Annotated in this window: 16 protein-coding genes and 2 pseudogenes; 9 read left to right on the forward strand and 9 right to left on the reverse strand. The window is 66.8% G+C overall.

What is annotated here, in order from left to right:
• Positions 1–112: 112 nt before the first annotated feature.
• Complete coding sequence (locus tag AAFP35_RS00200) at positions 113–1,303, reverse strand: ROK family protein (RefSeq protein WP_419219494.1); 1,191 nt, start codon at positions 1,301–1,303, stop codon at positions 113–115.
• A gap of 50 nt (positions 1,304–1,353) precedes the next feature.
• Here AAFP35_RS00200 and AAFP35_RS00205 point away from each other — a divergent pair, with 50 nt between their 5' ends.
• A complete protein-coding gene (locus AAFP35_RS00205; protein ID WP_419219495.1) occupies positions 1,354–2,547 on the forward strand; it encodes an MFS transporter in 1,194 nt (397 codons plus the stop codon).
• 84 nt (positions 2,548–2,631) lie between these two features.
• On the opposite strand, the gene AAFP35_RS00210 is transcribed toward AAFP35_RS00205, so the two are convergent.
• The 5 genes and pseudogenes from AAFP35_RS00210 to AAFP35_RS00230 all read right to left on the reverse strand — a co-directional run bounded on the left by AAFP35_RS00210 (position 2,632) and on the right by AAFP35_RS00230 (position 7,832).
• The gene (locus AAFP35_RS00210; RefSeq protein WP_419219496.1) at positions 2,632–3,855 is read right to left on the reverse strand and encodes a CoA transferase; all 1,224 of its coding nucleotides are present in this window, start codon (positions 3,853–3,855) and stop codon (positions 2,632–2,634) included.
• A gap of 208 nt (positions 3,856–4,063) precedes the next feature.
• A complete protein-coding gene (locus AAFP35_RS00215; RefSeq protein WP_419219497.1) occupies positions 4,064–4,564 on the reverse strand; it encodes a methylated-DNA--[protein]-cysteine S-methyltransferase in 501 nt (166 codons plus the stop codon).
• Positions 4,565–4,697: 133 nt separating this feature from the next.
• Positions 4,698–5,612, reverse strand: a complete 915-nt coding sequence (locus tag AAFP35_RS00220) for an MSCRAMM family protein (RefSeq protein ID WP_419219942.1) — start codon at positions 5,610–5,612, stop codon at positions 4,698–4,700.
• 33 nt (positions 5,613–5,645) lie between these two features.
• Positions 5,646–7,163: pseudogene (locus AAFP35_RS00225) on the reverse strand (MFS transporter); the annotation flags it as partial.
• 213 nt (positions 7,164–7,376) lie between these two features.
• Positions 7,377–7,832 carry a MarR family winged helix-turn-helix transcriptional regulator gene (locus tag AAFP35_RS00230; RefSeq protein WP_419219498.1) on the reverse strand — a complete coding sequence of 152 codons (456 nt, stop codon included), beginning with the start codon at positions 7,830–7,832 and terminating at the stop codon, positions 7,377–7,379.
• 172 nt (positions 7,833–8,004) lie between these two features.
• On the opposite strand from AAFP35_RS00230, the gene AAFP35_RS00235 reads away from it, so the two are divergent.
• On the forward strand, positions 8,005–8,724 hold the full coding sequence (locus tag AAFP35_RS00235) for a DsbA family oxidoreductase (RefSeq protein WP_419219499.1): 720 nt from the start codon (positions 8,005–8,007) through the stop codon (positions 8,722–8,724).
• A gap of 222 nt (positions 8,725–8,946) precedes the next feature.
• Here the strand turns inward: AAFP35_RS00235 and trxA are convergent, their stop codons facing one another.
• Positions 8,947–9,324: a thioredoxin gene (gene trxA, locus AAFP35_RS00240; protein ID WP_419219500.1), complete on the reverse strand. Its 378-nt coding sequence runs from the start codon at positions 9,322–9,324 to the stop codon at positions 8,947–8,949.
• Positions 9,325–9,450: 126 nt separating this feature from the next.
• Between trxA and AAFP35_RS00245 the strand changes: the two genes are divergently transcribed.
• Complete coding sequence (locus AAFP35_RS00245) at positions 9,451–11,496, forward strand: OPT family oligopeptide transporter (protein WP_419219501.1); 2,046 nt, start codon at positions 9,451–9,453, stop codon at positions 11,494–11,496.
• Positions 11,460–12,272: a crotonase/enoyl-CoA hydratase family protein gene (locus AAFP35_RS00250; RefSeq protein ID WP_419219502.1), complete on the forward strand. Its 813-nt coding sequence runs from the start codon at positions 11,460–11,462 to the stop codon at positions 12,270–12,272. Before AAFP35_RS00245 ends, AAFP35_RS00250 begins: the two co-directional genes overlap by 37 nt.
• 7 nt (positions 12,273–12,279) lie before the next feature.
• On the opposite strand, the gene AAFP35_RS00255 is transcribed toward AAFP35_RS00250, so the two are convergent.
• Entirely contained in the window at positions 12,280–13,137 is an 858-nt protein-coding gene (locus AAFP35_RS00255) for a ribokinase (RefSeq protein WP_419219503.1), read from the reverse strand.
• 180 nt (positions 13,138–13,317) lie between these two features.
• Here AAFP35_RS00255 and AAFP35_RS00260 point away from each other — a divergent pair, with 180 nt between their 5' ends.
• The 5 genes and pseudogenes from AAFP35_RS00260 to AAFP35_RS00280 all read left to right on the forward strand — a co-directional run bounded on the left by AAFP35_RS00260 (position 13,318) and on the right by AAFP35_RS00280 (position 17,625).
• Positions 13,318–13,704, forward strand: a complete 387-nt coding sequence (locus tag AAFP35_RS00260) for an ethanolamine utilization protein (protein WP_419219504.1) — start codon at positions 13,318–13,320, stop codon at positions 13,702–13,704.
• A 2-nt stretch (positions 13,705–13,706) separates the two neighbouring features.
• Positions 13,707–14,255, forward strand: a complete 549-nt coding sequence (locus AAFP35_RS00265; protein ID WP_419219505.1) for a dimethylamine monooxygenase subunit DmmA family protein — start codon at positions 13,707–13,709, stop codon at positions 14,253–14,255.
• A complete protein-coding gene (locus tag AAFP35_RS00270) occupies positions 14,252–15,235 on the forward strand; it encodes a PDR/VanB family oxidoreductase (RefSeq protein WP_419219506.1) in 984 nt (327 codons plus the stop codon). The genes AAFP35_RS00265 and AAFP35_RS00270 overlap by 4 nt, the downstream gene beginning before the upstream one ends.
• Positions 15,232–16,221, forward strand: a pseudogene (locus AAFP35_RS00275) (heme-dependent oxidative N-demethylase family protein); the annotation flags it as partial. The gene AAFP35_RS00270 and the pseudogene AAFP35_RS00275, both read left to right, overlap by 4 nt.
• 72 nt (positions 16,222–16,293) lie before the next feature.
• Positions 16,294–17,625 (forward strand): ammonium transporter, encoded by a 1,332-nt coding sequence (locus AAFP35_RS00280; protein WP_419219507.1) that lies wholly within the window; start codon positions 16,294–16,296, stop codon positions 17,623–17,625.
• Positions 17,626–17,703: 78 nt separating this feature from the next.
• Here AAFP35_RS00280 and AAFP35_RS00285 read toward each other — a convergent pair whose 3' ends face one another.
• Positions 17,704–18,897 carry an NAD(P)/FAD-dependent oxidoreductase gene (locus AAFP35_RS00285; protein WP_419219508.1) on the reverse strand — a complete coding sequence of 398 codons (1,194 nt, stop codon included), beginning with the start codon at positions 18,895–18,897 and terminating at the stop codon, positions 17,704–17,706.
• Positions 18,898–18,943: the final 46 nt, after the last annotated feature.

Consider the following 18,943-nt stretch of genomic DNA (forward strand, 5'->3'; position numbering starts at 1 on the left):
CGTGCACCGGGTTCGACTCTACTCCTGAGGGTGATCGTGGCGAGGCTGCTCGACAGTGATGCGTTGCGGGAGTCGACAAATGCGGTGTCGTGGTGACCGGACAGCCCGCGACTCAGGACGATTCGGCCCACTGTGCCAACGCGTCCGGAGTGGTGATCCGATCGAGGCCGAGGAGTGCGGCGCCGACGAGCGGTCCGTCGTCGCCATGGATGCCGTCGAGGACCGGTGGCGGGGCGTTCTTCCGGAATGCCATCAGGCCGCCCAGATAAGCGCTGTCGAATTCGCCTGTGGCCGCCGCACGTAGCGGAGAGGCGAGGCCGCCGAGGGTGACGACGTCGGGGTCGTGCACGTTGACCAGGCCGGCGATCCCGCTGCCGAGGGAGCGCGCCACGGTCGTGAACGCGTGTCCAGCCGACGCGTCGGTGCCGGACGCGCGGTCGAGGAGTCGGTGCGCGTAGGCGACCGGATTGCGCGGTGGGGGATCTCCGCGCAGGTCGGCGAGGGCGTCACCGGCGACGGTGAGATTCCAGCAGCCGTGCGCGCCACACGCACACAGTTGCGTTCGATCCCCGAACGGGAGGTGCCCGTACTCACCGGCGGCTCCGTGCGCACCGGTGGTGGGTACGCCGTCGACGATGAGGGCGCCACCGATCCCGGTGGTGACGATGAGATGCAGGACGGTCCCCACGCCGCGCGCCGACCCGGTCCGCGCCTCGGCGAGTCCGGCGAGGGTCGCGTCGTTGCCCACCGACATCGGCAGGTGGACCCGCCGCGGCAGACCTGAGGTGAGTTGAGAGAGGTCCACGTCCATCCAGCCTCGAGGGGTGAACTGCACCAGCCGGTCGTCACTCACCGTTCCGGCGGCCGCGACGGACACCAGTCGGATCCGGGACGAGTCGCGTTTCTGGATCACCCGGATCGCTTCGGCCATGTCGCCGAGCACTCGTCGCGGGTCGCGATGCAGTCGTGATGCCGCCGCCTCGACGACCGGCGCGCCACCGACGTCGGCGGTGGCGACCCGCCATCCGGTGGCGCCGAGGTCGGCGGCGATGACCAGCGGGCCACGCGGGTGTGGGCGCAGCAGCGTGGTCGGTCTGCCGCGCCCCCGGGCCGGTGCGGGGACCTCGTCGACGAGTTCGGCACGGCGTAACCGCGCCAACAGGTCGGTTGCCGCGCCACTGCCGATCCCGAGCTCCGCGGCCGCGGCCGCACGGGTGATGTCCGGATGCGTACGGAGGAGATCGATCAGTCGTGCAGCCGTGAGCCAGCGGGCCGACGCTGCGCCGGTCTGATGAGACGTCACCGATTCATTATCGCTTTCCATTAAACTCGGCGTCTGAGTATATTCGTGACATGCTCGCGAATCCCACCGCGCCGGCGGCAGGCGTTCGGCAGATGTTGCCTGCGCTGATCTTGCTGTGCCTGGCCGGATGTCTGGCCGTCACCTCGGAGATGCTGCCGGTGGGATTGTTGCCGACGATCGGCGACGCGTTCGCGGTCGGCGACTCGACGACGGGCTATCTGGTCACCGTCTTCGCGGTCATGGTCGCGGTGTTCTCGGTGCCGCTCACGTTGGCCACGCGTCGCCTGCCGCGCAAGCCCCTGCTCCTGGGGACGATTGCCGGATACCTCGTCAGCAACACGGTGATCGCGCTCGCTCCCACGTTCGCACTCGTCGCGACCGGCCGGGTGATCGGCGGGATCTCGCACGCGCTGTTCTTCTCGGTGTGTATCGGCTACGTACCGAGGTTGGTCGAGGGTGCGCAGGTCGGCCGTGGTCTGGCGATTGTCGGGGCCGGGACCACCGCCGGGTTCGTGCTCGGTGTGCCGTTGTCGACGGCGCTGGGCGCCGCGGTCGGTTGGCGCAATGCCTTCGGGGTACTCGCGATCGCTGCCGTGGCGACCCTGATCCTGGCGGGACGTTTCCTTCCGCAGGTCGGTGGCAGCCGGACGCGACATTCGTCCGGCTCTCGGCGCACCGCAGTGGATCTCGGGGTTGTGGTGTCGTCCAATACCCTGACTTTCGTCGGGCAGTACACCGGCTATACCTACATCAGCGTCATCCTGATCGCGGCAGGCGCGAGCCGTTCGATGATCGGCCCGCTGTTGTTGGTGTGCGGCATCTGCGGGCTGGTCGGTCTGGCCTGTGCCGGACGCACGATCGATCGCCGCCCCCGGGCGACAGCGCTCGCGGTGCTCGCGCTGCTGGGTGTGGCCCTGCTCGGCGTCGCTGCGGCACAGGAATGGTTGGTGGCCACGGTGATCGCCGTCGCGCTGTGGAACGGCGTGTTCGGGGCCACGCCGTCGATCTACCAGTCGGCCGCGGTGCGGGCCATGCCCGACGCGCCCGAGATCGCGGGTGCCTGGATCAACGCGACCGCGAACGTGGGCATCGCCGTCGGCTCGATCCTCGGTGGCGCGGTGCTCGCCACCGGTTCATCGCCGTCGGTGTTGTCCTGGGTCGCAGCTGTTTTCGTAGCATCGGGCTTCGCCGTCGCGGTCGTGGGCAAACGGGCTTTCCCGAATCGGACCGCCGTCGGTCGGTGATCATCGCCCACACCCCGCCATTGACGGCGGCACCAAAAACCGATGCTGCTCATGGGATTCGCGATCATTTCCAGAGGTATCAGGTCATGGAGTGCAGCGACGGGCGTGGCCGCGGCGGCATCCGATGTCGCCGAGCACGATGTCGGTGTCGCGGCCGGACTCGGCGACGACACCTGCCGGCGTGCGTGGCCGCGGTGTCGCGACCTCCACCGCCCCGTCGTCGGCGTCCACGAACCACCGACCACGATCATCCCGGTGCGGCTCGACAGTTGCGTGCCCGGTCAGCGTCGCCGCGACGACCCCGGACATGGAGATGTCCCAGAGTTGTCCGGCACCGTCGTCGGGTGACGACATCGCCGCAGCGGCGGCGGTGAGGCCGGTGAGTGGATCGGCGATGGCGTCGCCGACGAACATCGGTCCCTCGTCATCGACGGCGACCAGCCCCGCCGACGCCGCGACGTCGTCACCGAAGCCGATCCGGTTCGATGCGCGTCCATGCGCGGTGATCGACACCCAGGTGGTCCCTTTCGAGACGAATTCCTCAGCGGCCAAACCGAATCCGCGTAATGCCCGCGGACGGGAGGCCTCGATGACGATGTCGGCGGCGGCAGCGAGGGACCGCAGCGCTGCACGGTCATCGTCGCGGGTGGGATCGAGGACGACGGATTCGTGACCGCCGTGCAGCAGGCGATAGAACTCGGCGTTGCCGCGTCGCGCTCCGTCGGGCCGCGACGGCGTCTCGACCTTGACGACACGTGCACCGGAGAGGCCGAGCAGGTGCGCGCACAGCGGACCCGCCCACAGTGCGCTGAAGTCGACGACGAGCAGTCCGTCGACGGAACGAGGTGTGGCCGCCGGAACGGGAGGCTGCTGGGAGGTGCCGGGCGAGACCGGCCCGGCGGCGAGCCCCAACATCTCGGCACGTTCGGCGAGTTCGGCTCCCGGATGTGCGCGGAGCCACGCGGCCACCGCGGGCCACGGATCGTCGTCGACGACCTCGGAGATCAGAGCACCCAGCAGCGAGGGGTCATCGGGGCGTGCACACGACACCGCGGCCCATCCGTCGGCGGTGGGTAACAGCCGGCACGACCCGCCGGGCGAAGTCGCGCCGGCACGGCGGTGGCCGGTGAACGCGGCACGCTCGGACAACAGGTGTGCGCCGTCGAGCCGCACCCGCCCGTTGGTCGCCTTCGCGATCCACGCGGACAGTTCCCGCGCCGCCGATGCGGCCGAACCCGGTGGGATGACCGGCGGGCCGGCAGGCCGTCCGGTGAGGGCCGCGATTCCGCTTTCTGCCCAGTCTCGCAACGGATCTCGCGCCGACGGGTTCAGGGTTGCCGCCTGACGTCGAGTGGCCGTCCGGAGGTAGGCCAGCGGAGTGCACCGGAGGTGGACGGCACCATCACACGCCTGCCGGCGAGAGATTCGTGTCGAACGTCCACGATGTCAGCGTAGTGGGCCGGGTGCCTCCCGGAGTCGGAACCTCCGATGTGTGGCGGGTGTCGTCGAACGCGCTTCAGAAGAGCCGTGATGCGCGCGTCTCGGGTGATTCCTCGAGGTCGAGGAGATGGCGTTTGCGTGCCAGTCCACCGCCGTATCCGGTGAGCGACCCGTCGGCACCGATGACGCGGTGGCAAGGGATGAACACTCCGATCGGGTTGGCCCCGACCGCCCGGCCCACGCGCCGGGCGAGGCCCGGGTCACCCAGCCGTGATGCGATTTCGCCATAGCTCACGGTGTCTCCGAACGGGATGGTGCGCACCACGGCCCACACGCGTTCGTGGAACTCATCGCCGTCGGTTCGGATGGAGAGCTCGAACTCGGTGCGATCGCCGTCGAGATACTCCCGGAACTGGGCGACGGCCGGACCGAGGACCGAATCCGTCGAGGGTGCGACGGCATCCCCACAGGTCGACGTATCGGCATCGAACCGGCAGCCGACCACATCATCGCCCTCGGCGACGAACGTCACCGCACCGAGATCTGTCCGCACCGTGGTGTGGCGCAAGGTGTTCATCAGCTACTCCTCGCCTGCCCCTGCACGATACGACCGTAGACCGACAGAGTCTCCGCTCGTGCCGGTGACAACCGAGAGGAGGGCCGGGATGACCCGACCCTCCTCTCGGCGATGTGTGGTCACCGACCACCGATCACCGCACCGCGGGATCCTTACCGGACCCGAGTCCGAGGTCGGCGGTGTTGCGTTGGCCGGAAACGACCTTGACCTGGGTGGCGGCGGGTTCGTACATGTTGGCCACGATGGTGAACTGGGCGTCGGTGAGGCCTTCGATGCGATACCGGCCGTCGCTGTCGGTGGTGACCGAGGCGACGATCGTCTGGTCGGGTCCGATCGCGGAGACGGTGGCCCCGGCCAGTGGTGTGCCGTCGACGGTGCGGACCGATCCTTGGACGCCGCCGGTGGCCACGAGCACGATGTCGACGGGGGTTTCGGTGTGGCCGGTGTCGACGGTGACCAGTTGGCTGGTCGGCTGGTAGCCGGGTGCTGACGCGGTGACCGCGACGGTGTCGCCGCCCGAGAGGCCGGTGATGGTGAACTGTCCGTCGGCGTCGGCGTGTGTCTGGGTGATCACTGCGCCGGTTTGGTCGGTGACGATCAGGTTGGCTGTCAGGGGCCGCTCGTTGTCGTGGACTCGGCCGGTGACGGTGGCTGCACCGGTGAGGGTGAAGTCGCGTCGGAACACGAGGTCGCCGACCACGGAGACGGTCAGTGCCTTGGGGGAGCGGCCGGGTGCGGTGGCGATGACGGTGTAGGTGCCGTCGGCCAGGTCGTGGACGGCGTAGGAGCCGTCGGTGGCGACGCTGGCGGTGCCTGCTTGGTGGCCGCGGGTGTCGGTGACGGTGACGGCGACCGTGTCGAGCGGTGTGCCGTCACCGGCGGTGATCCGACCCGCGATGCGCGGGCGCTCACCCTGCGACCCGGCCTCGCCGGCCGCGGTGAGGCGGTGGCGCGCAACGGCCGGATCGGTCCCGTCGGCGGGTCCCGTCGGGCCGTCGGACGTGGTGAGGGCGACTGCCGCCGGGGCGGGAACCTGCTCGGCCCCCATCGGCGCATCCGCGGCGATGCCCTGACCCTCCTGTGCCTCGGCCCAGCGGATCTCGTCGGCACTCTGGGTGTTGAGCGCGACCTCCTTGATGAAGACGATCGCCACCAGGCTGAGCGCTGCCATGACGCCGGCGACGAGGAAGATCCGTGCCGTGCCGTCGCCGTAGGCGCCGCGGACGATCTCGGCGATCGGACCCGGCAGCTCGTTCAGGTTGGACAGTCCCGCCGTGGCCCCGCCGGTCTGGGCGGGGCTGATCCCCATGGCGCTCAAGCCCTTTGCGATGAGGTCGGTGACGTGGTTGGACAGCACCGCGCCGAGCACCGAGACGCCGGCTGCGCCACCGAGCGACCGGAAGAACGCGACCGTCGATGTCGCTGAACCGAGGTCGTCGGGCCGCACGTTGTTCTGCACTGCCAGCACGAGGTTCTGCATCAGCATGCCCATACCGGTACCGACCACGAACAGGAACAGCCCCACCAGGACCATGTTGGTGTGCGCACCGATCGTCGACAGGAGGAAGAACCCGACGGTCATGCACGTGGCACCGGCGACGAGGAATCCCTTCCACCGGCCGAAGCGGGTGATCAGCTGCCCCGAGATGGTGGCCGAGAGCATCGAACCCATGATCATCGGCAGCATCAACAAACCAGCAGCGGTCGGTGAGTAGCCGCGCGCGATCTGGAAGTACTGGCCGAGGAACACCGCGCCGCCGAACAGCGCGACTCCGACCGCCACGCTGGCCAGCGTCGCGAGCGCGATGGTGCGGTCCTTGAACAGGTAGAGGGGGATGATCGGGTCCTTGACCTTCGCTTCGGTGAAGATGGCGGCGGCCAACAGCACGATGCCCAGTGCGACCAGTCCGTAGGACATCCCCGATGTCCAGTCGAAGCTCTTGCCGGCAAGCGTGACCCAGATCAGCAGCGTGCTCACACCACCGGCGATGAGCGCGGCGCCGACATAGTCGATCCGCACCTGCTTACGCACGGTCGGCAGGTTGAGCGTCCGCTGGATGACGAACAGGGCGATGACCGCGAGCGGGACACAGACGTAGAAGGTCCACCGCCACCCGAGCCAGCTGGTGTCGACGATGACACCGCCGATGAGTGGGCCTGCGACGGTCGCGATGGACATCGCCGCCGCGATCGGTCCCTGGTAGCGGCCGCGCTCGCGCGGGCTGAACATCGAGGCGATGACGATGACGACCAGCGCCTGCAGGCCACCGAGGCCGAGGCCCTGGATGACGCGGAAACCGATCAGCATGCCGACCGATTGGGAGAGTCCGCCGAGCACCGAGCCGGCAACGAAGAACAGCAGCGCCAACTGGACAAGGATCTTCTTGTTGACGAGGTCCGACAGCTTGCCCCAGAGGGGAGTGGTTGCCGTCGACGCCAGCAGCGTCGCGGTGACGACCCAGGTGTACTGATCCTGTGTGCCGTGCAGGTCGGTGATGATCGTCGGCAAGGCGTTCGACACGATCGTCGACGACAGGAACGCGACGAACATGCCGAGCAACAGGCCGATGAGCGCTTCCACCTTCTGGCGATGCGTCATCGGCGAGTCCGCGTCGGGAGCTGCTGTCCCGGCGCTCTCCGGAACGGTCTTACTCATGCGGAAACCTCCCTTGGTTCTTGTGGGACCCGCGCAGCATCGCCACGGGGCAAGTGTGATGGCATCGGACGTCGCGGCTGCCGATGCCAGGAGCGCACGACGTGCGCACGAATAGTTGAACTCTGCAACTATATCGATGATAGATGCAACATGCAACTATCTAGGTGTATTCCCGGTCCCCGAGGATTCGCTGTCGTCGAGACGGCGGAGAAGTTCGGTCAGCTGCCGAATGTCCGCGGGGTCCCACTGCGATAGCCGCTCACGCCAGTTGGACACGGCGAGTGCGACGACGTCATCGAGTTTTTGCCGTCCGACCTGCGTGAGCGCCACGATCCGGGCGCGCGCGTCGCAGGGATCGGGCCGACGCTCTACGAGTCCGAGTCGTTCTACGGCATCGATCTGACGGGTCACCGTCGACTTCTCGAGCTCGAGGTCGGCCACGAGTTTCGACGTCGGTATGGCGTCGTGGCGTGACAGAAGTATCAGTAGTGGGTAGCACGTGGGATCCAGCCGAGGGTCGATCGCTCGTGCTCGGGCTCTCGTACGGGCACGACCCCGCCTCCAGAAGTCGGCGAGTTCGGCCTCGAGGTCGGTGATCGGGTCCGAGCCCATGGTCGGTGCAGTCCCTTCGTGTCGCATCGCCGGCCGGACAGCCGACCTGCACGGACGACAGGGTACCGATCCGTGCCGGCCGGCGGCGGTCGAGGGAACGGAACATCGGTGGCCACTCTCGCGTTGTGCGTTGCGGTGTCGCAGCTGCGCGCGGCGACGGAGAGGACCCCGAATGAGTATCACGGTCGACATCTGGACGGATATCAACTGCCCGTTCTGCTATCTCGGCAAAGGTCGTTTCGAACAGGCATTGAGCCAGTTCCCGGCCCGCGACGACGTCACCGTCGTGCACCGTTCCTTCGAACTCGACCCCACCCTGTCGGTCGACGCGAGCGGATCGGTCGAAGAACACATCGCGCAGAAATACGGCATTTCGGTCGAGGAGGCGCAGGCCAATGAACGCAATGTGGCCGCACAGGCCACGGAACTCGGTCTGGCCTATCGGACCAGCGGCCGGGATTTCGGCAGCAGTTTCGACATGCACCGACTACTGCACTTCGCGCTGACCGTCGGCAAGCAGGCGGAGCTGCTCGACTCGCTGTACGCAGGGAATTTCGCCGACGATCAAACGCTTTTCGGTGATCACGAGCGACTCGTCACGGTCGCCGTGCGGGCCGGCCTCGACGAGACCGACGTGCGTGCCGTACTCGACGACCCGGATGCCCATGCCGAGGACGTCCGCCGTGACGAGCAGGAGGCGGCGTCCATCGGTGTGACCGGCGTGCCGTTCTTCGTCTTCGGCGGAAAGTACGCGGTCTCGGGTGCACAACCTACCGAGATATTCACGCGCGCACTGCAACTCGTGTCCGAGGAGCAGTTGACGACGCTCGACGCGCAGTCGGCTCAGGTGTGCGGACCCGACGGTTGCGCGGTGCCGGGCACGCAGGACTGAGCTTTCGCGGCTCGGGCGGGACCTTGATCTCGATACGCTCGCTCGGCTTGCGCCTCGCGGGCTACTCGACCGGCGGGCAGATCGGCCGTGTGGCCTTCGCCGTGATCTCGATAGCTCGCTCGGCTTGCGCCTCGCGGGCTACTCGATCAGCGCGTGGGTCGGCCGGGTGACTTTCGTCGGGCGGGCGGATCGGCCGGGTGATCGGCGGGGGTTGGCCCGGGGCTATTCGGCTGCCTGCTCTTGCTCGGCAGCGGCGATCTCGGCGCGCACCTGATCCATGTCGAGGTCGCCGACGGCTCCGATCAACTGGTCGAGCTGCCCCGGGTTCAGTGCGCCTGCCTGGTTGAAGACCAGGATGCCGTCGCGAAACGCCATCAGGGTGGGGATGGATCGGATGCCGAATCCCGCGGCGAGCTGCTGCTGAGCCTCGGTGTCGACCTTGCCGAACACGATCTCGGGGTTGGCGTCGGCGGCCTTCTCGAACACGGGCGCGAACATCTTGCAGGGGCCGCACCAGTCCGCCCAGAAATCGAGCAGCACGGTGCCGCCCGCCTTGATGGTGTCGTCGAAATTGTCCAGGGTGATCTCACGGGTGGTCATGCCACGGCCAACACCTGTCTACCTCGGGGTATTCCGCACGCCCCGCGCCGCCGACGCGTCGGGTCGGGAGGATTTCCCTTCGAAACGCCTGTACCACTCCTAGAGTTGGGAGGTCAGCAGCCGCCGATGCGGACGGTTGGACCATCCGAACCGAGGGTTAGGAGTCCTGTGGCCACGAAGGATTCGGCGCCGACCGGGGTCTCGACCCCGAGTGTCCGCGAACTGACCATCCGGGGAATCGTCCTCGGTGGCCTGATCACCCTGGTATTCACCGCGGCCAATGTGTATCTGGGGCTCAAGGTCGGTCTCACGTTCGCGACCGCGATCCCCGCGGCGGTCATCTCGATGAGCCTGTTGCGGTACTTCGCCGACCATTCGGTGGTCGAGAACAACATCGTGCAGACCATCGCCTCGGCGGCGGGCACGCTGTCGGCGATCATCTTCGTGCTCCCCGGCCTGATCATGATCGGCTGGTGGTCGGGGTTCCCGTACTGGACCACGGTGGCGGTGTGCCTCATCGGCGGAATCCTCGGCGTCATGTACTCGATCCCGCTACGTCGCGCACTCGTCACCGGGTCCGACCTCCCCTATCCCGAGGGTGCGGCGGCGGCCGAGGTGCTCAAGGTCGGTGACACCGCCCAGGGGGCTGCGGAGAATCGCCGGGGACTTCGCGTGATCCTGGTGGGAGGTGTTGTCTCCGCACTGTTCTCGATACTCACGCAGACAAAGCTGATCGCCGGGACCATCTCCGGCACCTTCCGTGTCGGCGCGGGCGGGACCATGTTCGGCGCGGGCCTGCTGTTCTCCCTGATCGGTGTCGGCCATCTCGTCGGCATCACCGTCGGTATCGCCATGCTGATCGGATTGGTCATCTCATACGGTGTGCTGCTGCCCATCCGGACATGGAACGACCTGCCCGACACCGGCTCCATCGACGACATCGTGAGCGACGCCTTCACCAATGACGTCCGTTTCATCGGTGCGGGAGCGATCGCGATCGCCGCGGTCTGGACGCTGCTCAAGATCATCGGACCGATCGCGCGGGGCATCCGGGAGTCGTTGATCTCGACACGAGCCCGTCGCGCCGGAGCGAAGGTCGATCTCACCGAGCAGGATCTCCCGATCACCTTGGTCTCGGGGGTCGTGCTGGCCGCCCTGATCCCCATCGGTTTCATGCTCTGGGATTTCGCGCACGGCACCGCCCTGCACGGGAGTGCGGCCGGGATCATCACCGTGAGTATCGTGTTCGTCTTCGTGATCGGTCTGGTGGTCGCCTCGGTCTGTGGCTACATGGCCGGACTGATCGGTTCGTCGAACAGTCCCATCTCGGGTGTCGGGATCGTCGTGGTGCTGGTCGCCGCCGTCCTGATCAAGATCACCTTCGGCTCTGCCGATGCCGACCAATCCACCGCGCTGGTGGCCTACACGCTGTTCACGGCCGCCATCGTGTTCGGTGTGGCGACCATCTCCAATGACAACCTCCAAGACCTCAAGACCGGCCAATTGGTCGGTGCCACACCGTGGAAACAGCAGGTGGCGTTGGTCATCGGCGTGGTGTTCGGTTCCGCGGTCATCCCACCGGTCCTGCAACTCATGCAGACCGCTTTCGGTTTCGTCGGGGCGCCCGGGGCAGGCGACGACGCGTTGCCCGCGCCGCAGGCCGGATTGATCTCGTCACTGGCCGAGGGCGTGTTCGGCGGCGACCTCGACTGGGCGCTGATCGGCGTGGGCGCGTTGATCGGTGCGGTGGTGATCCTCATCGACGAGGTGCTGGCGAAGACGAGTGGTCGACTTCGGTTGCCCCCGTTGGCCGTCGGAATGGGCATGTATCTGCCGATGTCGGTGACCCTCATCATCCCGTTCGGTGCGTTCATCGGTCTCTGGTACAACAAATGGGCCGAACGCACCGGTCGAGATGTCGAACGCAAGAAGCGGATGGGTGTGCTGCTCGCAACCGGTCTGATCGTGGGTGAGAGTCTGTGGAACGTGGTGTTCGCGGCCATCGTCGCTGCCACCGGCGACGACTCGGTCCTCGCACTGCCGTTCATCGGAGACGGCTGGGAGACGTGGTCGGAGATTCTCGGTGTGGTCGCTTTCGTGGCGGTCATCGCGTGGCTGTACAAATGGACGCAGAAATGGGCGTCGAAAGACTTCGGAAAGGTCGGCAGTTGACGAATACCCCGCTGGACATCACCACCGACGGTGCGATCCAGATCTGGACCATCGACCTGCCCGACGTCGGGAACGCCATCACCGGAACGGATCTGGTGGCCGCGTTCGATGCCGCGGTGGATGCAGCGAATGCCGATCCGCAGGTACGTGCCATCATCCTCACCGGTGCCGGACGGATCTTCTCAGCGGGCGGCAACGTCCGCGAGATGGCCGACGGGGAGGGGCTCTTCGGGCTCGACGGCGTCGATCAGCGTCACGGCTATGCCGATGGGATACAACGGATTCCGCGAGCCATGTTGCGGTGCGAGGTGCCCGTGATCGGCGCGGTCAACGGTGCCGCGGTGGGCGCCGGTTGCGACCTGGCGATGATGTGCGACATCCGCATCGCGGCCGAGTCGGCATTCTTCGCCGAGAGTTTCGTGCAACTCGGTCTCATTCCCGGAGACGGGGGTTCATGGTTCCTGCAGCGCGTCGTCGGGTATCAGCGAGCCGCCGAGATGACCTTCACCGGTGACCGGGTCGACTCGGCGACCGCACTCGAATGGGGGATCGTCGGGCGGGTGGTCCCCGACGACGAACTTCTCGCCGAGGCCAGATCCCTGGCACAGCGGATCGCCAAGAACCCGGGTCACGCGTTGCGGATGGCCAAGCGGCTGTTGACCGAATCACGCACCAGCACACTCGATTCGGTGCTCAATCTCGCGGCTGCGATGCAGCCGCTGGCCCATCAGACCGACGAGCATCGAGAGCGGGTGGCCCGCTGGGCCAAGCGGTGACCGCAGTTCACCGCGGTCGGGCCACGTGGTCGGTGGCGGCCCGCGCGGCGATCTCGCAGGCTTCCGGCAACGCCGTGCCTCGCGCCAGATGCGCCGCGAGGGTGCCGGCGAACACGTCGCCGGCACCGGTGGTGTCGACCGCGTCGACGTCCTCGACGGCGATGTGGCGGATGTCGTCCGGGTCGGCCGCCACCACCACGCCGTGCCCGCCGAGCGTGACCACGGCCGACCTGGCGACGCCGAGGAGTCCGCGGGCCAGGTCTGTGGGATCGTCGGTGTCGTCACCGGCGTAGAACGACGCCTCGCCGTCGTTCACCACGAGCGGGTCGGCCACGGCCAGGATGTGCTCGTCGAGTTCGGCGACAGGACTCGGATTGAGGACGAATCTGCGGTCATTGGCGATGGCCCACTGCGCGGTGGCTCGTGTCACCGCGGCAGGCGATTCCAGTTGCGTCAGCACGACGATGGGGTCCACGTCGTCGAGACCGCGGCGGACGTCCTCGGCGGTGAGGGCGGCGTTGGCTCCGGACAGGACGACGATGCGGTTGTCGCCGACCGCGTCGACCTCGATGATCGCCTGACCGCTGATGGTGTCGACCCGCTTCAGGTGGGTGACGTCGACGTCGGCCGATCGTTGCGTGGCGACCAGACGAGCTCCGGCGTCGTCGTCGCCGACGGCGCCGATCATGGCGGTGGGTGCGATCATCGCGGCCGCCAACGCCTGATTCGCACCTTTGCCGCCGGGACGGTGCCGCAGTGAGGTGCCGAGCACGGTCTGCCCGACGTCGGGCATCCGGTCCACGCGGACGATGAGATCCATGTTGAGGGTGCCGACGACGGCGACGGCCGAGTCCGGGGTATCCACGCGGCTGATTATCCGTGTCTCTCGGATACGCGGGTAGTCCACTGGTGGTGGACCATGCGTTACATCGATAAACAGCCTCGTCACACAGCGGTAATACGTGACCGGTTTCATATGGACGAACAAAGTCCACTGGCATTAGTCGCCAGGGGTGTCGTCTCATCGAACCGGAGGTAGACCCGTATGACCGTCGAGAGCACCGAGACCGCCGCGCCGTTCCTCGTGACCAGCGGTGCGTGGCAGGACCTGCCCAGGATGTCCGAATGCGAGTTTCCCGGAACCGAGGGCTTCATCGGCGACGTCTACGAGAATCCGCAGGGCAGCGTCATGTGTTCGGGCTACTTCGAACTGCGCCACACCGACGCCCCGCTGTATTACGAGTACTCCTACGACGAGATGAAGGTCGTGCTGCAGGGCGAATTCCTGTTGGAGAACAAGGAAACCGGGCAGAAGATCGTGGCCAGGGAGAAGGACGCGATCTTCTTCCCGAAGGGCTCGAAGATCTACTTCTCCACGCCCGGATACGCACTCGCGTTCTATGCCGGCCACCGCGACGCCGACCTGCTCTGACGATGTCCCAGCTCGCGTACTCGAGCGTCCCGGCATGGGCGCGGACAACGGTGACACCCGACGTCGACGGGCCCGACTGGTCGGGACGCTCGTACATTCTGGTCGGTGTCGGGCCCGCAGCGAACAATGTCCTGCGCCGGTGGATGGACCAACTGCCGCACGGAAAACACTGTCATGCACTCTGTTGCGGCCGGGCAGCCGAAGCCTGCGACGCGTTGCGTGCGGCTCTGGCGGACGCTCGGGTCGGTGTGCGAGTGCTGGTCGCAGCACCCGTCGGCGAGGCGCTCGCCCTGCGCGCCACCGCCACCACGGCGGGACTCGCTGACGACGAAATCCATGTGGAGACGACCGGTTCGGGCGTCGTCGAGGTCTTCTGTGCGCACTGCCGGCGAGTGACCTCGACGTCCGGCACGGTCGACGACGTCGTGGACTGCGTCGGATGTGGTCGGAATCTGCTCGTCTACCACCACGTCTCCCGTCGATCGGGCCGCTATCTCGGCTTCATGGTCGATGCCGAGGCGCCCACCGGCAGGGCGGAGGTGTCGTCGTGACCGCGTTCGTGTCCGCCCCGACGGCGGATACCACAACCCCGACGGGGCTGACGATGGTGGTGTCGGCGATCGCCGACCTCGTGCCGGGCATCCGCGAGTTCTCGTTCCGGTCCCCGGACGGCGGAGTATTGCCGGGGTTCGTGCCCGGCAGCCACCTCGTCGTCCACGCAGGGGAACGCGCCAACGCCTACAGCCTCACCGGCGACGGGGTGGCACCGACCCGCTATTCGATCTCGGTGCTGCGCAAGGCAGGTGGTGACGGTGGCTCGACGTGGCTGCACGACCGACTCGCCGTGGGCGACACGGTGGACGTCGAGGTGCCGCGCAGCGAGTTCGCACCCGTCATGCGGGCCGACAAGTACGTGCTCGTCGCGGGCGGGATCGGCATCACGCCGATCCTCTCGCATCTGCGCGCGGCGCGACGCTGGCAGCGAGAGGTGCAGGTGCTGTACACCTTTCGGGCCGGGCGTGGCGCCCATGTCGACGACGTCGCCGAGCTGGCCGGCGGAAGCGCCGAACTGTTCACCGACCGTACGGATTTCGCCCGAAGGCTGGGTGACGTGCTCATCGATCAACCCGTCGGAACGCACCTGTACGCCTGTGGTCCCGCAGGCATGATCGATCACGTCGTCACGACGGCCGCAACACGGGGATGGCCGCAGTCGCGCATCCACGTCGAACACTTCGGGGTCGACGCACTCGATGCAGGTGATCCGTTCGTCGTCCGCCTCACCCGCAGTGACGTCACACTCGACGTCCCGTCCGGTGTGTCGGCGCTTCAAGCTCTGCAGGACAACGGGATCGCGGTACCCAACCGATGTCGGCAGGGGGTCTGCGGCGAGTGTCGTCTACCGCTCACCGGCGGCACTGCGGCCCACCGCGACCTCTTTCTCACCGAAGACGAGAAGCGCGCGGGCGACTCGTTCATGCCCTGTGTGTCCCGCGCAAACGACGGTTGCACCTTGGAGGTACCGCTGTGACCACCACAGTCCCCGCGCGGGGGCCGCGCGTCCGCCATTTCCCCTTTCCCTTCACCGACGACACCTATCGCTACAGCACCAACGTCGAACCGTCGGGCGACGGCGTCACGACGGCAGCCGGTCGATGGGGCGACACCGGATTTCTCGATGTCGACGTCGACTACACCTATCAGCTCGACGAGCGTGCCACCATCCTGGCCGCTGATGCGACGCGGCACGCGGTACTGCCACACATGGTGCCCGCCTGCTGGGACGCGATGCTGACCATCATGCGAGAACTGGCCGCAACCCGTCCGGATGCCTTCGGCCTGGAGCTCGACGGCGACCGATGGCATTGGTGGAACGGTGTTCTCGGCATCGACCACGCCTTCGTCTACGGCGACGACACGACGTTGCCGACCGACCCGCTCGCCTATGTGTGCGCCCAGATCCAGGAGGATGTCGTGCTGCTCGATCAGCGCGACGGGCAACTCTTCGCCGACGCCGGTGTCGTCACCTTTGCCGCCGACTGGAGTTTCGGATTCGACGTCGGCATGAGCTTCCTCGAGATCCACGGACCGGTGCCGCGGGTTCGCGAAGAGGGGGTCATCACGCGCGCCCACGAGTTCATCAAACGGCTGCAGCCACACCGACCGTATCGTCGGACCAACTGGACGATGACGATCGGCCGCCGTCTCGATGTATCCACCGAGCGCTACCCCGACTGGGGACCGGACCGCGCGATGGTCGGTCACATCGACGACGACGCTTTCGGCCGGCTCGTGCACCTGCGGGTCGAGGTGCAGCATCTGGTGCGTCTACCCGACTCCGGCGCGATCATGTTCCTGATCCGGACCCATCTGTTGTCGCTCGAAGAACTCGCAACCGTCGAGCAGTGGCGAACCCGGACCGCCGCGGTACTGGCAGAACTGCCCGACGACATCGCCGACTACAAGGGCGTCATCAAGTACCGGCATCGTGCCGCGGAGTGGCTGCAAAATGCCTCTCTCCCAGAAGATTCCGTCCGCGCGTAGCCCTCACGCCTCGTTCACTCCGTCACTGCAAACAAGGGAACCGTTATGGAAGAAGCTCTCTCCGCGCATGCGGATCTGTCCTGGATGCTCGCTGCGTTCGCCTTCTTGGTGCTGATGATCTTCGGTCTGGCGCTCTACTACGGCGGCATGCTCGGGGCCCGGAATGTGCTCAACATGCTGTCGATGGTGATGGCGACGCTGGCCATCACCTGTGTCCTCTACGTTCTGTACGGATATGGTCTGGTGTCAGGCCCGTCGGTCAACGGGTGGGGCATCATCGGCAACCCGGCCGATTACATCGGCCTGAGCGATCATCTGGCCGATGATGGCTCCGGCGGCATCCAGGTGCTCTACATTGCGGCATGGTTCATCATGTTCGCCGCCATCACGGTGGCCATCGTGGCGAGCGGTGCCGCGGCCCGGATGAAGTTCGCTGCGTGGCTCGTGTTCGTGCCGATCTGGCTCACTGTCGTCTATTTCCCTGTCGCACACTGGGTCTTCGCGGCCGACAGCGACGAAGGGGCGGGCGGATTCCTGCTCAACAAGGTGGGCATCCACGATTTCGCGGGTGGCACTGCGGTGCACATGAACTCGGGCGTCGCTGCGCTCGCGCTGGCGATGGTCCTCGGTGCTCGAGGAAAGCGGATGCAGCGCCCGCACAATGTTCCCCTCGTCATGCTCGGTGGCGGCATCCTGTTCTTCGGCTGGTTCGGGTTCAACGGAAGCTGCGCGGGCGGCGCCAATTTCCTCACGCAGTACGTGGTGCTCAACACTCTGCTCGCGGGCAGCGTCGGCATGCTCGGATTCTGGGCGATCGAACGCTGGCGCGAAGGGCATGTCACGGCACTCGGGGCGACCACCGGAATGGTTGCCGGACTGGTCGGCATCACGCCGTCCGCCAACACAATGACTCCGTTGGGTGCGATCGTCGTCGGCCTTCTGGCCGCCGCCGTGGTGGGCTTCCTGATGAGCTTCAAGAGCCGTCTCAAGGTGGACGACACGCTGGATGCATTCATGGTGCACGGAATCGGCGGCATCGTCGGAACCCTGTGCATCGTCGTGTTCGCGGCTGGCTCCGCACCTGCCGGGATCACCGGAATACTCTTCGGCGGTGACGCCGACATCGTGTGGCGCGAGCTCACCGGCATCGTCGTCACCTGCACCTTCTCGTTCGTCATGACCTGGTTGATCGCCAAGGCGTTGGACAAGACGATGGGGCTGCGGGTGGATGAAGAGACCGAGGTCGCCGGCCTCGACTCGACGATCCATGCAGAATCGGCCTACGAGATCCCTGCCGCCGGTGTGGGGCACTCACCCGGGTTGACGGCGAAGGCACCCACGCAGGTGCCCGACTCGCCGGCCACCGCGAACTACTGAGACAGGGCCCCGTGAGCGGCGCCGCCGAGAACATACCCGGCGGCGCCGTTCACGGGAACGATTCGGTTGGCGCCCAGCTCAACGCATCTCGCCGGCGCCCTCGTATGGATGCAGACTCAGCAGCAGGTCGTCCTCGGCGAAGCGCGAGTATCGGAAGTCGTCGGGCTCCACGTTCTTCAGCGTCGTCGACCCGGTCAGCAGCAGGTCGGCGACGAGTTTGCCGACCGCCGGGGAGATCTTGAAGCCGTGGCCCGAGAACCCGGTGGCCAGGAACAAGCCGTCCACCGGGGCCGGTCCGATGATCGGGTTGTAGTCGGGTGTCACGTCGTAGGCCCCGACGTACGAGCTGGTGATCCGCGGGTCCGGCATGTCCGGCAGCCGGTGCATGGCCTTCATGACGACCTTGTCGACGGTGCTCTCGTCTGCGCGGTTCACATAGTCGTCCGGATCGATGTACTGAGGGGCCGAATGGTCCGAATTTCCCATGAGGAGTTCGCCATTCGGCTCTCGGCAGATGTAGGAGAGGCCGGCCAGGTCCGACAGGACCGGCACCTGGGGTGTCGGCGTGCCCTGATCGACGAGCACGAGTTGTGCGCGCTGGGCGCGGACGTCGACGGGAACACCGACCCCTTGGGTGAGAGCCGGGGTCCACGGACCCGCGGCGACGATGACGGTGTCGGCATGCACGGTGTCCCCGTTGGCCATCTGCGCGCCCATCACCCGGCCGGATGCATCCTGGAGCAGACGTGCGACCGGTGTGGACTGGCGGACCTTGACGCCCAGCGAGCGCGCAGAGGCAGCGAAGGCCATGCCGGCCATGTACGCCTCGCCTCGGCCGCCGAGGGGTTCGTAGGCGAAAGCGGCGAAATCGTCGAGATGCAGACCCGGCCAGAGTTCGGCCATCTTGTCGTGGCCGATGAACGACACGTCGATTCCCAGTCCCTGCATCATGGCGACGTTCGCCTCCAACGGAGCGATGTTGTTCTCGGCGACGCCGACGACGTAGCCGCACTGTTGGAATGCCATGTCGTCGCCGAACAACTCGGTGGCACGGCTGAAGACATCCACGCCGTACCACGACATGGCTGCCAGAGACGGGTTGCCGTAGTGGCATCGGACGACGCCACTCGACTTTCCGGTCATGCCCGAGCACAGCGTGTCGCGCTCGACGACCAGCACGTCGGTGACACCTTGGTCGGCGAGGGACCAGGCGATCGCCAGCCCTTCGAGTCCACCTCCGACGATGAGGTAGCGCGTGGTTGTGGTGGTCATGGTTGGGCCCACTTTCTGTGATGAGAGACGTTGACTCTCAGGGGGA

Origin of the sequence: Gordonia sp. CPCC 206044, from assembly GCF_048537895.1 — a bacterium.
Lineage (GTDB): Bacteria > Actinomycetota > Actinomycetes > Mycobacteriales > Mycobacteriaceae > Gordonia.